This is a genomic window from Pseudomonas palleroniana, assembly GCF_022836895.1.
GTDB classification, from domain to species: domain Bacteria; phylum Pseudomonadota; class Gammaproteobacteria; order Pseudomonadales; family Pseudomonadaceae; genus Aquipseudomonas; species Aquipseudomonas palleroniana.
Map to the genome: position 1 here is coordinate 5,380,834 of NZ_CP092411.1, position 15,227 is coordinate 5,396,060.

Genomic DNA, 15,227 nt, shown 5'->3' on the forward strand with positions numbered 1-15,227 from the left:
ATGTCCTTATCACGGGCTGATGACCCGACCTTGGTGGTCCACCAGCGGGCCACTGAAGTGCGCGCCGCCGGCATCCAGCACCAGGCGGGTACCACCGATTTGCAGGATGATGCCTTGGGCGTTGAGGGTCAGGCCGGCAGCGCCGACCTTGACGTCGACTTGCTCGCGCGAACCGCTGAACGTGGTGGGGCCGTTGACCCAGTTGAAGGTGTGGCTGGCGTCGTCGTAATCGCTTTGGGTGCCGTCTTGATGGCGCCGCCGGGTCAATGTCGCCAGGCTCGAAACCGGCGGGAAGCGATCACTGTTCAAACCGAACAAGGCCACGGACTGCCCGCCACCTTCGCCGCCGCCATAGTTGAACAACAGGCATTGTTCGCCCACGGATGGAATGCGGGTCTCGGTCTGCGTACCGGCGCTGGGGTTGAAAAAGCGGATGGCCGGGGTGAGCAATTCACCGTGGCTGACCTTGCAGGTATGACTGGCAGCGTCGACCTCCTGGCACACGCCGATGCGACAGAAGCTTTCGGCGCGACGATAAAGGTCTTCGAGCTGGGCTTCCATTTCCGCCAGGCGCTCGACAATCGGCCCCAGTTGCATGCGTAACAGCGCGTCGAACATGGGCTACTCCGACAGGGGTTTGTATTGAGCGGGGTCGTCAATGTTCGTGACGTCCCAGGTGCAGGCAAACAGCGGCTGGCCTGTGGGATCGTTGAGCAACACAGGCCCGATATAGAGGGTTTGGGTGAAAGAAACCGTCCAGATGTCATAGTCCATCCCTGCGCCAGCCCGCAGCGTGGGAGCAGCGACGATATTCGTCGGCAGATCACACTGTGGTTGGGGCAGGTTCCAGCGGTTATCCAGCACCAAATCCATGAGCTGGCTGGCCAGGTCGCAGGCGTCAAACGGCAAGGCGCCTGGCGCGACCATGGTCTTGAGCGAAATCGCCAAGGCGTGCGCCTTGCGCCCTTCGCGGGAGCGGATGCCCGGGCCGTTGCCCTCGACCGTGATCATCACGCCGGTTTCGCCCCCTGTGCCCTGGAAGTCCTGATGACTGCCGACCTTCAAATTCGGGAACGCAGCGTGCAGCGCCTCGCCGATGGCCTTGGGCAGTTGAGATGGCTTTTCAATAAGCGTCATTTAAGTAGCGTCCTTGCAGCGGTTACTGCGGGTCCTGGCGAGAACTTTCATTGACCCCGATGCGCTTGGCTGCCCACCGTTCATAAAGGCCGATGGCAACATCGGCACCGGCCATGGCGGTCAAGCACCCAATGGCGCCGGCGGTCCAGATCGACATGCCGGCGGCGTAGCACAGCATCAGCGCCGAAACCCCGCACACCATGCAGGCTCCAGAGCGCAGGGCGAGCCGGCGGATCAGCGACCAACCACGGGCGCCCTCCTTGTCTGCACGCCACATTTCGCCGGATACCCCGCCGATCACTGCCAATACGATGACCAGCCAGATAGGCATTTCCGCTAACGCTTGCTGTTCATTTGTCATGTCACGCCTCCTGGCTGAGCACTAGATAGTCCGTTTTTCATTTACACATGCTTCGATAGGTAGGCATTCCAAAAAGCCCGGTCGCCCGGGCTTTTCAGTAATGATGTCCTCGAACTTTCGGCGCTACTGGCGCGGTACGGTTCTTTCCTCAATGTTTTTCCGACCACGATCCCTGTCTGCCGGATAACTGCTTTTGGTGCTTTACGCTGCACACCCGGGTCAGTTGCCAACCCTCTGAACCGTTATTAGGCCGGTTCATCGCTGCCTGTTTTGTGCTTCCTGTCAAGAAAGCCGGTTGAAACTAAAGAGCGTCGGCATCCTTGCCGGTGTTGCCTGGCATCCCTGCCATCGCTTCGATGGCGTCCTTGCCGATGTTGCGTGCCTTCCTTGTCTTCCCTGGCAGCATCCTTGCCGCCTCCACCAAGCCTTGTTGGCTGGCTTGAGACAAAGAATATGCATGTATGCATATACAGTCAATGCGTAAATGCATTTATTTTTGCGCTGAAAATGCGCATGTGCATTTTCGGCCTTGTGGACAAAGGGTTTGGCGATTTTCTACGGGCGAAAAAAAGCCCGCACAATGGCGGGCTGTGTCTTACGCATGAGGGTTAACGGGCGTACATGCCCCACCAGAACACATGGCCGAGGATGCTGATCTGCTCATCCTGGATATCCTGGAAGCTATAGTCCTCGTCCGGGTGCTCGTCACGGTTGAAACTGCGCAGGCGAATTCCGGAAGGCAGGCGGTAGAGCTGCTTCACGCGCAACTGGCCATTGTGATTGATGGCATACAGGTCGCCATCGACGATATCGCCAATGCCACTCTTGCCCGCATTCACCCCCACCGTGGCGCCGTCGCGCAGCACCGGCAACATGCTGTTGCCACGTACCGTCACACACTTGGCCTGGTCGAACTGCACACCGTTATGTCGCAGGCTGCGCTTGCCGAAACGCAGGCTGGCCTTCTCGCTTTCCTCGATGACGAATCTTCCTGATCCAGCAGCCAATTCAACCTCGCGCAGAAAGGGGATCGACACCTCGTCATCATTAACGGGCGTGTCGTCATCCCACAGGCTTATGTCCTTGAGTTCCGAATGCATCGGGTCGCGCCCTTCATCCCGCTGCGCACCTACTGCCGCGCGCCCGCGCAGGTAATCGGTGCCCACGCGAAAGTACTCGGCGATGCGGGAAATGTGCTTGTCCGACGGATCAACGATCTTGCCGCTGAGGATCCGGGACAACGTGGATTGAGGCACGCCGGTACGCCGGTGAAGCTCCGTGGGGGAGATCCGGTCGCGGTCCAGCAGCTCTCTTAAGACGATAGAAACGTTGCGTTTTTGCATAGAGTGGATATTGACGGGAGTTTTGAGGGATGGCAAATGCTAATTTGCATATCTTATGCATTTGCCATGCCTTTTGCCTGTCCACTTATGACCTGCGAAGCGCCAACCTCGCGTGTTAACCTTGCGGCCATTGCAAAATCAGCCGGGCCAGTGCCCTATCTTTGCCCCACCACTTTCAACGAATTTGCCAACTAATCTGATGAGTAAAAACACTTCCGATCTGTCCTCCCACACTCCGATTGTGTAGGAGTATGTGGGGGATTCGGCGGGATAGGCTCGTGGTTGCTGGCTCAAATGCCCATCCCCGTCCAGCGCATTTAATGCCGCTTGCGTTAAAAGACGCACGTCGTCCGTGGGGTACGGCATATCCACTACCACCCCATTGGCATACTTCGGTTCCTCAGTATTGAACATGCCCGTGCGGATGCAAACGCGCACCTTCTTGCACAATGAGTTTTGGGCACGTAACTTTTCCGAGGCACGCATCATGTAGGTTGCCACTGAACTGGCCTAATGATTTTGGACACTTCAATCGGGCACTATGATAGCGCCCAAATCTGAGGTGTTTGGATATGCGTAAATCCTATTCGAGTGAGTTCAAGCTCAAGGCTGCCAGCATGGTGTTGGATGAAGTTCAGCCGGTTACCGAAGTCTGTGCCAGCCTGGATATCGGCCCCACAGCCCTGCGCCGTTGGGTTGATCAAGTGCAAAAAGAGCGCTTGGGCTCGACTCCGGTGGGGGCCAAGGCGATTACCGCTGATCAACGAGAAATCCAGAGACTCAAAGCTCTGCTCAGAGAGAAAGACCTGGATATCGAAATCCTAAAAAAGGCCAGTGCTCTCCTGCTTTTGGACGCCAAAGATTATTCACGCTGATCGATGAGCTGGACGAGCAGTACGGCGTTAAAAAGTGTTGCCGGGCGTTTGGGGTCAACCGCAGTAGCTTCTACGCCTGGCGCCAGCGCCAAGGCAGAGCAAATCCTGAACGGGACAAGCTCAAAGCCGCGTTGGTCAGGCACCACAAGGCGTCCAGAGAGTCGGCCGGCGCACGTACTTTGTCCAAGGAGCTACAAGCCAAAGGGCATCGTATCGGGCGTTATATGGCTCGCAGTTTGATGCGCGAAGCTGGCATCGCTAGTCGTCAGCGCCGGCGCCATAAGTACAAATCGCCGGGTGTGGAGGCCTTGGTGGCGCCGCACGTGCTCAAGCGAAAATTTGATGTGACGGCGGTTAATCAGGTGTGGTGTGGCGACGTGACATACATCAAGGTCGGCAAGCGATGGATGTACTTCGCCGCCGTTCTGGATCTGTACGCTCGCAGGATCGTAGGGTGGTCGTTCTCGATGATTTCTGATGCCAACCTGACCTGCGAATCACTACGCATGGCGGTTGAGCTGCGCGGCCCCCCCCAGGATGTGTTGTTTCCTTCTGATCAAGGTTGCCAGTACACCAGCCATAAATTCCGAAATGCGCTTGTGAAACATAGATTTAGGCAAAGTATGAGCCGTAAAGGCGAGTGCTGGGACAATGCCCCGATGGAGCGTTTCTTTGGTAGTTTGAAGTCCGAGTGGGTGCCTGAAGCGGGCTACCAACTGGAGCATGAGGCCCGGGCAGATGTGCAGCGCTATGTCTCGCGCTACAACATCAGCAGGCCTCACAGCTATAACGACTACAGGTCGCCGGTCGTGAAGGAAAGGTTGTCGGCGTGAACCGTAATCAGTGTCCAAGATTACTTGACCAGTTCAAAACCGGTCACTTTGAGTATGGGCGACACTTTCCTAACTCAAAGCACGCGACCAACTACAGCAGTGCCAAGGACGAAAGGCTTGGGGCATTGCTGAAGCGGTACAAGCCGTTGAAGGCTGTCGACATCACGCCGATGACCGAGGAGAAGTACGGCTACGCCCTGGACATCTGCACTGCGTTGGTTGGAATTGATCGTCTCACCGGCGTTTTGCTGCCCGAAGACATCCAGTTACTGAGGACGTTGCTGATTGCAGATCGAGCGCCGTCGACCGTCAATCATTACCTGGCGACGTTCGCCGGTTTCTTGGGCTGGTGCGAGACCAATGGATACTGCCGCACCGGGTTATCAGAAGCGTGCAATCGGTTCGCAATGCAAGGCCAAGAGCCGGATCCGCTAACTCGTGATGAATTCCAGCTGCTGGTTGATAAAGGATGCCTTCACCCTCAGGACTCCGCTGCGATTACGTTGGCCGTGTATACCGGTATTCGACCAGGTGAGTTATGTGCGCTGGCTGTTGAAGATATCGACCTGGACGCAGGGCCAGATCAACATCACCCGCGCCATAACCGCCAACGGCACGTTCAAGGTTCCTAAAACGGGGAAGCCTCGCTCAGTATTACTAATGCCGCCAGCGGTCGAAGCTTGCCGGGTGTTGATGTCGCTCGTTGCCGACCACCCTGCACGCGTCATCGAGGTGTTCCAGAACAGGCATGAGAGCCGGAAAGAGTGGGTCATCCCAGTACTATCTCCCTCAACCCAAGCGCGCAAGAAGATCATAAATTTTTGGTATGTCCCCACCGCTTGGAATACTAAGTGGGCGGCGATACAGATGCGTTCCGGCATTCGCCCGCGTCGACCGTACAGACTCGTCACACCTATGCATGCTGGTGCCTGACCGCTCGTGGCAACCTTGCGTTCGTCGCAAAGCAGATGGGCCACAAAGACTTCACAATGTTGGTGGAAGTCTATGCGAAATGGATGGACGACGAATCTCCAACAGAGTTAAAAAACATCTGGACAGCTTTAGAAAAACAACACTCGCAATGAAATCATCGACTGAGGGATTTTTTAAAGCCCTCAGTCTGAATAACCGGTTAGTTCATCATCCAAAATCTGTGAAATCTTTCTTAAACAGTATCGCCGCTTCATCCGTAAAGCTTTGCGGCGACTAAGTAGATTCGCTAGGTGATCCCTCTGTATTTGCACGACTGCCGGAGAGGACACACGCACTGCCTCGGTCACCTTTTCACGGATGTTCGAAATCAATACTTCAAGTTGCTCAAGAGTTACACTCAAGGAAGCTTCCATACGCTGATAATAGCTAACTCCAAACTTATTAGGCGATGAGCTTTCGACATCGTCCCCCTCGGAGATATCCTCTAACAAATACTCATTTTGCGCAAATTCTCGAACGGCTACCTCCTTGTCATTCACGAAAGCATCCCGAACCTCATCAACTGCCGCAGGGGGTGTATCTTGCTGAAGGTAATCATTAGCAAAATTCAAAAAATTATGAGTTGTATATATGTAGAACTCCTTCCCAGTTACTGAAGCAAATTCCTCCATCAACTCCGGCAGTGGGCCTATTGTTTTACCACCACAGACTGACCACCAGTCCTCCTTCCTTTCCCCAGTAACCAAAATAACCGAAGTCGACGACTCCTTTGCCTTGTCTAAAACTTGCTTCCAAAAAATCAAATCACCGTAGCGCTTATTAACTTCCTTCGTAAGTGTCGACCCTTTGTGTTTTTCTCTATCCTCAAATCCTGGCGGGATATTTTGCGCATATCTTCGCTCACCTTCGATTACCAAAGCACTTAAGGTTTCAGCACTATATGCCGGGCCAACCTTCCCTTCGAGCAAGTCGGCAAGTCGCTGCTTGACTTCATCATCAGTTATTCTCGAAGAGTGTAAATCGCGCCTACTTTTCAAGTCTCCAAGCACACGCTCCGCTGACTGGCAAAAATCATCATAGATATCCTTCGATACGAACGGTGCCCGATTAGGTATTTCTATTTCCGACTTTAGATCCAAGAGCTTTGATATTGCCGACTCATACAATTTAGACTGATCATGAACAATTTTAGCGCGATTATCCAAATACTCGAACATTACTTGATACGGCACCCACAACCGATCACCAAGCGACTCAATAACCTTATAGAGAGCATCCCTTGTTTCGTCTGAATACTTATATAACCCAGTCAACACATTTGTATCAAAAACAAATATACAATCTATCCATAATTTCGAGAGCCTATTGGGATCGTTTGCAAAATGGCTGGGAAATAAGCTCTTCATCTATCGCTCCATCAATAACATTCGAAATAAAAAACCAGCAATTGCAATGTGCCATCAACAAACCCATCGTAACCCAAGGCTGGGGTAAACAGCCAACCACCCGCCATGCTACCCTCCCCCGACAAATTTGCTCAGCAACCAGTGAGAGCTTGAGCGCTTCGCAAAAGCCCCATTTTTGCCCCAGCCATTTTACAGAAAGAACCTAACATACTGATTAATAAAGCAATTTCTGACCTGACCTCCCACACTCCTATTGAGATACACGGCGGCTACCTGCGCGTCGTGTTCATGTGGCGACGTATACGCTGCCGCGAATCCCTCGGCCTTCCGATCACTAAAGCCAATATCAAACATGCCGCCCTTTTAAGGGCGGCGATTCTTCATGAGATCAAAACCGGTCACTTTGAGTATGGGCGGCACTTTCCTAACTCAAAGCACGCGACCAACTACAGCAGTGCCAAGGACGAAAGGCTTGGGGCATTGCTGGAGCGGTACAAGCCGTTGAAGGCTGTCGACATCACGCCGATGACCGAAGAGAAGTACGGCTATGCCTTGGACATCTGCACTGCCTTGGTTGGGATTGGTCGTCTCGCCGGAGTTTTGTTGCCCGAAGACATTCAGTTGCTGAGGACGTTGCTGATTGCAGATCGAGCGCCGTCGACTGTCAATCATTACCTGGCAACGTTCGCCGGTTTCCTGGGCTGGTGCGAGACCAATGGATACTGCCGCAAGGGATTATCAGAAGCGTGCAATCGGTTCGCAATGCAAGGCCAAGAGCCGGATCCGCTTACACGTGATGAGTTTCAGCTGCTGGTCGATAAAGGATGCCTTCATCCACAGGACTCTGCTGCGATTACGTTGGCCGTGTATACCAGGCTTCGACCAGGTGAGCTATGTGCGCTGGCAGTTGAAGACATCGACCGGACGCAGGGCCAGATCAACATCACCCGCGCCATAACCGCCAACGGCACGTTCAAGGTTCCTAAAACGGGGAAGCCTCGCTCAGTATTACTAATGCCGCCAGCGGTCGAAGCTTGCCGGGTGTTGATGTCGCTCGTTGCCGACCACCCTGCACGGGTCATCGAGGTGTTCCAGAACAGGCACGAGAGCCGGAAAGAAAGGGTTACCCCACTGCTCTCTCCATCCACCCAAGCGCGCAAGAAGATCATAAATTGCTGGTACGTCCCCACCGCTTGGAATACTAAGTGGGGAGCCATACAGAATCGCTCAGGCATCCGCCGACGTCGACCGTACCAAACTCGCCATACCTATGCATGCTGGTGCCTAACTGCTCGTGGAAATCTTGCATTTATTGCGAAACAGATGGACCACAAAGACTTCACCATGTTAGTTGAGGTATACGCCAAGTGGATGGATGATGAATCTCCTAGAGAGCTCCAAAACATATGGAACAACATCAACCAATAATAACCCTACCTACATAATAAACAGTCAAAATCGAGAGCGCACCCACGATGACACCATAATATGTATGAACATAGTCTCTAAAGTAAGCAACAACACCTTTCTTCATAAAAAATTTTTCATTAGAGGCCATTTCAATAGAATCAATGGCATTCCATGCCGCATGGCGAACTCTGAGATACAAATCTTTGTTGTTCGCCGACTCCTCAAAGATCTCCATCTCCCGCAGATCTCTTAAAACATTTACATCCACAGCATTCAAACCAATATGTGTATTCAGGTTAACAATTTTCAATTCTATCTGGGAAAGCAAACCAGCATATCCACTCTCAAAATCTGAAAACAAAAACTCCTCTCGCCCGACCTCATCTTCAATCCAGTCAGAAAGTGATTCAAGTTTATCAACAATCTTCTCTCTAGTTTTCAAAGCTTCTGCTCGGCTATTTGACCGAACTTGCATATAGACGGTAAACGACCAACCTAACATCAATGCAATTAACTGACCCGGCAAGCTTTCAAATTTCATTCTTGACCCATGCCTTCTACACTATGTCTAGCGGCTTGCAAACGATCCTCAATTAAGTTTTCGATACTTTTAACTAAGGAGTGAGAATAAGTTAGGCGCGCCTTTAGATCCGCCCACTTAAAACCTTCATCCCTTATAAGACCACCAAAAGCCTCATCAAGAAACGACCTCCCATATCTATTGTAACCATCAAGATCAACGTGAACATAGCGATGAGCCCTTAAATTCGGAGCCAACAACTCCTTTCGAAACTGCTCACCACTCAGCTTATTATTGACATCCATATAACGGCCATATGGCTTGTCACCAAAATCCTTAACAACGCTTAATGTAACAGTATCTTCTTTCATGGCAGCTCAATATTCCACTGAATTAATGTTCCTTGGAAGCTCTGCGGAAGACGCATCAGCTCCGGTTCATCACCAGCATTTTCGTACTTACACAATCCATCATTACTAAATACCCAGAGCCTTCCTCCAGGGGTGTCATTCACCAGAGCCATAATACTCTTACTTCCCTGACCGTGTCGATCCTTATTAGTTCCGGAAATATCCCCTTGCAACGACAGATAAATCAACTTGTCATCAGATATTACGGTAGGGATATATCGCGTGATCCCTCCACCTCGGAGCTCAGGAAATTTTTCCAAAAGAACACCATATTCTTTCGGATGCTTTTCTTGAACCGAACTTAAGAACCATGGATGCTTCACAACAGTTTTAGGGATACCTATGCCTTTGTCATATATAGCAAGATGAAGCATCTTACCTTTAGTCCTACAAATCAGCCACCACCTTCGTTCTAATGCAGGCAAGTCAGGATAGGCATGCAAATCCACATTATAAATAGTTTCAGACACAGCAGATCCATAAACATATTCTGTCTCCGCATCCATTTTATCCAGATAAACTTTCTTCTGAATAAAATCAATTATTTCTTCCATGCACTCATTTCCAACGCCCGACATCACAGGCATCACTCTCACACCTTCAAGCGAATAACTTATCTTTTCACCCGCAAGCAATCTAAAGAGATTGTAATTCCTTATGATAGTATTAACCTGCTCAGACTTTTCTGACAATATTACTTTTACCAACCCTTTACCAGACCTTCCTGCTAGCGCCGTATCAACAGCCGCATAAAGAACTACAAAAGCGGCAGCAGATATTTTTTCCGTGGCACTAAAATCCACATAACACTTACCTTTTCCAAGTCGCGCCTCAACCTCGGATATAAACGACATAGTTTTAGTGTAAGTTTCTCTCTCACCTGCGACCTCGTAGAGATTGACATCTTCCGGAGCAACAATCGGATACCAACCACTATATTCTTTTCGCTCACCATATTTTTTGTAGCTTTTGCTCTGCTTCCCCTTTCTTATGAGAGCGTTTTCCCAACGAGCCAGTGCCGCTCGTTCGAGGTAAACCTTCCTGGTCACATCCAGCTTTTTCAAAGCACGCTCCCCTTAGCTAAAAAATAGTCCACTAATCAACTGCGGCGACTGACACGCCAATTCAGACCGGGCGCCAGAAGGACAGTCGACACCAAGTGATGATAAGGTTCTGCTCACAGCTAATCCAGATTTTGGATCAACAAGCAGAAGTGCCCCAATTTTGCCCCAACCTTTTGAGCAACCGTTGCTAAGTCACTGATGAATAAAGCAAATTCAGATCTATCCTCCCACACTCCGATGATGCAGCAGTACTGGCGCCTGAAGAACCAGCACCCTGATCAGTTGATGTTCTATCGCATGGGCGACTTCTACGAGATCTTTTATGAAGACGCAAAGAAGGCCGCCAAGCTGCTGGACATCACCCTGACCGCGCGCGGGCAGTCGGCGGGGCAGTCGATTCCGATGTGTGGGATTCCTTACCATTCGTTGGAAGGTTACCTGGTCAAGTTGGTGAAGCTGGGCGAATCGGTGGTGATCTGTGAGCAGATCGGCGATCCGGCGACCAGCAAAGGCCCAGTCGAGCGCCAAGTGGTGCGGATCATCACGCCGGGAACGGTGAGTGACGAGGCGTTGCTGGATGAGCGGCGCGACAACCTGATCGCGGCGGTGCTGGGCGATGAGCGCTTGTTCGGTCTTTCCGTATTGGATATCACCAGCGGCAACTTCAGCGTGCAGGAGATCAAGGGTTGGGAAAACCTGCTGGCGGAGTTGGAGCGCATCAATCCGGTGGAGCTGTTGATCCCGGATGATTGGCCGAAGGATTTGCCCGCAGAAAAACGCCGTGGGACCAAACGTCGTGCGCCGTGGGATTTCGAACGCGATTCGGCGCTGAAAAGTCTGTGCCAGCAGTTCTCGGTGCAAGACCTCAAAGGCTTCGGCTGCGAGACCCTGACCCTGGCGATCGGCGCCGCCGGTTGCTTGCTCAGCTATGCCAAGGAAACCCAGCGCACCGCCCTGCCCCATTTGCGCAGCCTGCGTCATGAGCGCCTGGACGACACCGTGGTGCTGGATGGCGCCAGCCGTCGAAACCTGGAGCTGGATACCAACCTGGCCGGTGGGCGCGACAACACGTTGCAATCGGTCGTGGACCGTTGCCAGACCGCGATGGGCAGCCGTTTGCTGACGCGCTGGTTGAACCGTCCGCTGCGCGACCTCGGCGTGCTGCAAGCCCGTCAGTCCTCCATTACTTGCCTGCTGGATGGCTATCGCTTTGAAAAGCTGCAGCCGCAACTGAAGGAAATCGGCGATATCGAGCGCATCCTGGCGCGGATCGGCCTGCGCAACGCGCGGCCCCGTGACCTCGCGCGCCTGCGCGATGCCCTCGGCGCGTTGCCGCAACTGCAAGTGGCGATGACCGAACTGGACACGCCGCACCTGCAACAACTTGCCGTCACCGCAGGCACTTATCCGGACCTCGCGGCCCTGCTGGAAAAAGCCATTATCGACAATCCGCCGGCGATCATCCGTGACGGCGGCGTGCTCAAAACCGGTTACGACACCGAGCTGGACGAGCTGCAGTCACTGAGCGAGAACGCCGGGCAGTTCCTGATTGATCTGGAAGCCCGTGAAAAAGCCCGTACGGGCCTGGCCAACCTGAAGGTCGGCTACAACCGCGTGCACGGCTACTTTATCGAGCTGCCGAGCAAGCAGGCCGAGTCGGCCCCGATCGACTATCAGCGGCGCCAGACCCTCAAGGGTGCCGAGCGCTTTATCACGCCGGAGCTCAAAGAGTTTGAAGACAAGGCTCTGTCGGCCAAAAGCCGTGCCCTGGCTCGGGAAAAGATGCTCTATGAAGCCTTGCTCGAAGACCTGATCAGCCGTCTGGCACCGCTGCAAGACACTGCCGCCGCCCTGGCCGAGCTGGATGTGTTGAGCAACCTGGCCGAACGCGCACTGAACCTTGACCTGAATTGCCCGCGCTTCGTCAGCGAGCCGTGCATGCGGATCGTCCAGGGACGTCACCCGGTGGTGGAACAAGTGTTGACCACCCCGTTCGTGGCCAATGACCTGTCGCTGGACGACGATACCCGCATGCTGGTGATCACCGGTCCGAACATGGGCGGTAAATCCACCTACATGCGCCAGACCGCATTGATTGTGTTGCTGGCGCACATCGGCAGTTTTGTACCGGCAGCCAGTTGCGAGCTGTCGCTGGTGGACCGCATTTTCACGCGGATCGGTTCCAGCGACGACCTGGCCGGTGGCCGCTCGACCTTTATGGTGGAAATGAGCGAAACCGCCAATATTCTGCACAACGCCACCGAGCGCAGCCTGGTGCTGATGGACGAAGTCGGTCGCGGCACCAGCACTTTCGACGGCCTGTCCCTGGCGTGGGCGGCGGCTGAACGCCTGGCGCATCTGCGTGCCTATACGCTGTTCGCCACCCACTACTTCGAACTGACCGTATTGCCGGAAAGCGAGCCGCTGGTCGCCAACGTGCACCTCAACGCCACTGAGCACAACGAGCGCATCGTGTTCCTGCACCATGTGCTGCCAGGCCCGGCCAGCCAGAGTTACGGCCTGGCTGTGGCCCAGTTGGCTGGCGTGCCCAACGATGTGATCACCCGCGCCCGTGAACACCTCAGCCGCCTTGAAACCACGGCCCTGCCCCACGAAACCGTGGTCGCAAACCCGGCCAAGGCGCCCCGCAAGCCCAGTGCGCCGCATCAGAGCGATATGTTCGCCAGCCTGCCTCATCCGGTGCTGGATGAGTTGGCTAAACTTGATGTGGACGACTTGACGCCGCGAAAAGCGCTCGAAATGTTATATGCACTGAAGACTCGGATATAACGCAGACGCTTGCAAGCTGGTAGACTCTCGCGCGGTTTGGGATGCTGCAGGCTCTTAGCCTGGCCTGCAGACTATCGCTCCCGAACCTCGCGAGCCCTGCCACAAAGGGTTTCGCTGCCGCCGCCTGAGGAGAAAATTAGAAATGACCTTCGTCGTCACCGACAACTGCATCAAGTGCAAGTACACCGACTGCGTAGAAGTGTGTCCGGTGGACTGCTTTTACGAAGGCCCGAACTTCCTGGTCATCCACCCGGATGAGTGCATCGACTGCGCCCTGTGTGAACCGGAATGCCCGGCCGTCGCGATTTTCTCCGAGGACGAAGTCCCGGCAGAGATGCAGGAATTCATTCAGCTGAACGTCGAGCTGGCGGAAATCTGGCCGAACATCACCGAACGCAAAGACCCGATGCCGGATGCAGCGGAGTGGGATGGTAAAAAAGGCAAGATTGCAGACCTCGAACGCTGATAGCGTCGTCGCGTCGCCCCACCCCAAAAGGCCCCTTGCGGGCCTTTTTGCGTTTCTGGGTGAGCCGTTGCTTTTCTACAGGCAAAAAAAAGGGGCGGTTTGACCCGCCCACATTTTTTCCCTAGTCCCTGTATTCCTTTTCATCATCCTGATGAATCGCATCCTGCGACGTTCCTTTAAACCATCGTTCCTTGATGGCCGTGCCAATCCGTGGACACGGGGCTGATGTTAGAGAGTTCCAAAGGAAGTTCAACGGGATGCGTCCAGCCAATGCGCCAACGACCACCACCAAAACTCGATAAATAATTCTTATATTTCAAACAATTAGAAAAATCTCTCGACGATTCGAGGCGCCCGTGCAGGGCAAAAAAACCAAACACTTACGAAAAAGTAAGCGAATGCTTACACCCGCAATTGCGTAAAAGCGCGAGCGCGCCTCATTGACTATCTTGTAGGCAAGAAAAAGCCCCGACAGTGTCGAGGCTTCTTTCCCTGCAACCTGCTCAGTCTTCGCTGACGGTAATCGTCGGCATTGCTGGCGCGGCGGCCTCCTGCAAGACAATCCTTGCGCCCACATGGCGCGCCAGCTCTTGATAGATCATGGCGATCTGGCTGTCCGGCTCAGCCATCACGGTAGGCTTGCCACCATCGGCTTGCTCACGAATCAGCATCGACAGGGGCAACGAGGCCAGCAATTCGACGCCGTACTGGGTCGCAAGCTTCTCGCCTCCGCCTTCACCAAACAGGTGCTCGGCATGCCCGCAGTTGGAACAGATGTGCACCGCCATGTTTTCCACGACACCGAGTACCGGGATGTTGACCTTGCGGAACATCTCCACACCTTTCTTCGCGTCGAGCAGCGCCAGGTCCTGGGGCGTGGTCACGATCACCGAGCCGGCCACCGGGACCTTCTGCGCCAGGGTCAGCTGGATGTCACCGGTACCCGGCGGCATGTCGATCACCAGGTAATCCAGGTCGCCCCAGGCGGTCTGGGTGACCAATTGCAGCAGCGCACCGGACACCATCGGCCCGCGCCAGACCATCGGCGTGTTGTCATCGGTGAGAAAAGCCATGGACATCACTTCCACGCCCAAGGACTCGATAGGCACAAACCACTTCTGGTCCTTCACTTTGGGGCGCGTACCTTCGGCGATACCGAACATCACACCCTGGCTCGGGCCGTAGATATCCGCATCGAGAATGCCCACCCGCGCGCCTTCGCGGGCCAGGGCCAGGGCCAGGTTGGCCGCCGTGGTCGATTTACCCACGCCGCCCTTGCCGGAGGCCACCGCCACCACGTTCTTGACGTTGGCCAGCCCCGGAATTTGTGCCTGGGCCTTGTGCGGGGCAATCACGCACTGGATGTCGACCTTGGCGGAACCGACGCCGTCGAGGCCCTCGATGGCCATTTGCAACATCTGCGCCCAGCCGCTTTTGAACAGGCCGGCGGCATAGCCCAACTCCAGCTGGACCGACACCTGGTCGCCCTGAACCTCGATGGCCCGCACACAACCGGCACTGACCGGGTCCTGGTTCAAATAGGGGTCGGTGTACTGGCGAAGAACGGCTTCCACCGCTGCGCGATTGACGGCGCTCATGGGCTACTCCCGAAAAAGACTGACTGAAACAGGCGGCTATCCTAACCGTTCCCGTCGCCCAACGGCATGCGTTTCGAACGC

Annotated in this window: 15 protein-coding genes and 1 pseudogene; 6 read left to right on the top strand and 10 right to left on the bottom strand. The window is 54.2% G+C overall.

Features of this window, described 5'->3' with window-relative positions; translation table 11 throughout:
- Positions 1 to 9: 9 nt before the first annotated feature.
- The 5 genes and pseudogenes from MJP36_RS24230 to MJP36_RS24250 form a co-directional block, all read right to left on the bottom strand.
- Entirely contained in the window at positions 10 to 618 is a 609-nt protein-coding gene (locus tag MJP36_RS24230; protein ID WP_060753963.1) for a phage baseplate assembly protein V, read from the bottom strand.
- Positions 619 to 621: 3 nt separating this feature from the next.
- Positions 622 to 1,137: a hypothetical protein gene (locus tag MJP36_RS24235; RefSeq protein ID WP_244384162.1), complete on the bottom strand. Its 516-nt coding sequence runs from the start codon at positions 1,135 to 1,137 to the stop codon at positions 622 to 624.
- 22 nt (positions 1,138 to 1,159) lie between these two features.
- The gene (locus MJP36_RS24240) at positions 1,160 to 1,498 is read right to left on the bottom strand and encodes a phage holin family protein (protein ID WP_090366475.1); all 339 of its coding nucleotides are present in this window, start codon (positions 1,496 to 1,498) and stop codon (positions 1,160 to 1,162) included.
- Between the two features lie 608 nt (positions 1,499 to 2,106).
- Positions 2,107 to 2,841: a LexA family transcriptional regulator gene (locus MJP36_RS24245; protein WP_081086987.1), complete on the bottom strand. Its 735-nt coding sequence runs from the start codon at positions 2,839 to 2,841 to the stop codon at positions 2,107 to 2,109.
- A 306-nt stretch (positions 2,842 to 3,147) separates the two neighbouring features.
- Positions 3,148 to 3,345 (bottom strand): annotated as a pseudogene (locus tag MJP36_RS24250) (DinB/UmuC family translesion DNA polymerase); the annotation flags it as partial.
- Positions 3,346 to 3,413: 68 nt separating this feature from the next.
- Between MJP36_RS24250 and MJP36_RS28235 the strand changes: the two are divergent.
- Genes MJP36_RS28235 through MJP36_RS24260 form a run of 3 tightly spaced genes read left to right on the top strand, consistent with a single transcriptional unit; the run spans position 3,414 to position 5,181 of the window.
- Positions 3,414 to 3,716, top strand: coding sequence for a transposase (locus tag MJP36_RS28235; protein ID WP_425226326.1), 303 nt, complete (start codon positions 3,414 to 3,416; stop codon positions 3,714 to 3,716).
- A gap of 8 nt (positions 3,717 to 3,724) precedes the next feature.
- Positions 3,725 to 4,549 (top strand): IS3 family transposase, encoded by an 825-nt coding sequence (locus MJP36_RS24255; RefSeq protein WP_425226352.1) that lies wholly within the window; start codon positions 3,725 to 3,727, stop codon positions 4,547 to 4,549.
- On the top strand, positions 4,546 to 5,181 hold the full coding sequence (locus MJP36_RS24260; RefSeq protein ID WP_244384164.1) for a site-specific integrase: 636 nt from the start codon (positions 4,546 to 4,548) through the stop codon (positions 5,179 to 5,181). Before MJP36_RS24255 ends, MJP36_RS24260 begins: the two co-directional genes overlap by 4 nt.
- Positions 5,182 to 5,664: 483 nt before the next feature.
- Here the strand turns inward: MJP36_RS24260 and MJP36_RS24265 are convergent, their stop codons facing one another.
- On the bottom strand, positions 5,665 to 6,888 hold the full coding sequence (locus MJP36_RS24265; protein ID WP_244384166.1) for a PIN-like domain-containing protein: 1,224 nt from the start codon (positions 6,886 to 6,888) through the stop codon (positions 5,665 to 5,667).
- A 288-nt stretch (positions 6,889 to 7,176) separates the two neighbouring features.
- Between MJP36_RS24265 and MJP36_RS24270 the strand changes: the two genes are divergently transcribed.
- Positions 7,177 to 8,316, top strand: coding sequence for a site-specific integrase (locus tag MJP36_RS24270; RefSeq protein ID WP_244384167.1), 1,140 nt, complete (start codon positions 7,177 to 7,179; stop codon positions 8,314 to 8,316).
- On the opposite strand, the gene MJP36_RS24275 is transcribed toward MJP36_RS24270, so the two are convergent.
- Genes MJP36_RS24275 through MJP36_RS24285 form a run of 3 tightly spaced genes read right to left on the bottom strand, consistent with a single transcriptional unit; the run spans position 8,306 to position 10,292 of the window.
- Positions 8,306 to 8,839, bottom strand: coding sequence for a hypothetical protein (locus MJP36_RS24275; RefSeq protein ID WP_244384168.1), 534 nt, complete (start codon positions 8,837 to 8,839; stop codon positions 8,306 to 8,308). The two genes, MJP36_RS24270 and MJP36_RS24275, sit on opposite strands and share 11 nt — an antisense overlap.
- Positions 8,836 to 9,189 (bottom strand): STAS-like domain-containing protein, encoded by a 354-nt coding sequence (locus MJP36_RS24280; RefSeq protein WP_244384169.1) that lies wholly within the window; start codon positions 9,187 to 9,189, stop codon positions 8,836 to 8,838. Before MJP36_RS24280 ends, MJP36_RS24275 begins: the two co-directional genes overlap by 4 nt.
- The gene (locus MJP36_RS24285) at positions 9,186 to 10,292 is read right to left on the bottom strand and encodes a hypothetical protein (protein WP_244384170.1); all 1,107 of its coding nucleotides are present in this window, start codon (positions 10,290 to 10,292) and stop codon (positions 9,186 to 9,188) included. Before MJP36_RS24285 ends, MJP36_RS24280 begins: the two co-directional genes overlap by 4 nt.
- Before the next feature lie 198 nt (positions 10,293 to 10,490).
- Here MJP36_RS24285 and mutS point away from each other — a divergent pair, with 198 nt between their 5' ends.
- Complete coding sequence (gene mutS, locus MJP36_RS24290; protein WP_244384171.1) at positions 10,491 to 13,082, top strand: DNA mismatch repair protein MutS; 2,592 nt, start codon at positions 10,491 to 10,493, stop codon at positions 13,080 to 13,082.
- Positions 13,083 to 13,224: 142 nt separating this feature from the next.
- Positions 13,225 to 13,548 carry a ferredoxin FdxA gene (fdxA, locus tag MJP36_RS24295; protein ID WP_003208688.1) on the top strand — a complete coding sequence of 108 codons (324 nt, stop codon included), beginning with the start codon at positions 13,225 to 13,227 and terminating at the stop codon, positions 13,546 to 13,548.
- Between the two features lie 503 nt (positions 13,549 to 14,051).
- Here fdxA and apbC read toward each other — a convergent pair.
- Positions 14,052 to 15,146 (bottom strand): iron-sulfur cluster carrier protein ApbC, encoded by a 1,095-nt coding sequence (gene apbC / locus MJP36_RS24300; RefSeq protein WP_198763328.1) that lies wholly within the window; start codon positions 15,144 to 15,146, stop codon positions 14,052 to 14,054.
- Positions 15,147 to 15,227 lie beyond the last annotated feature (81 nt).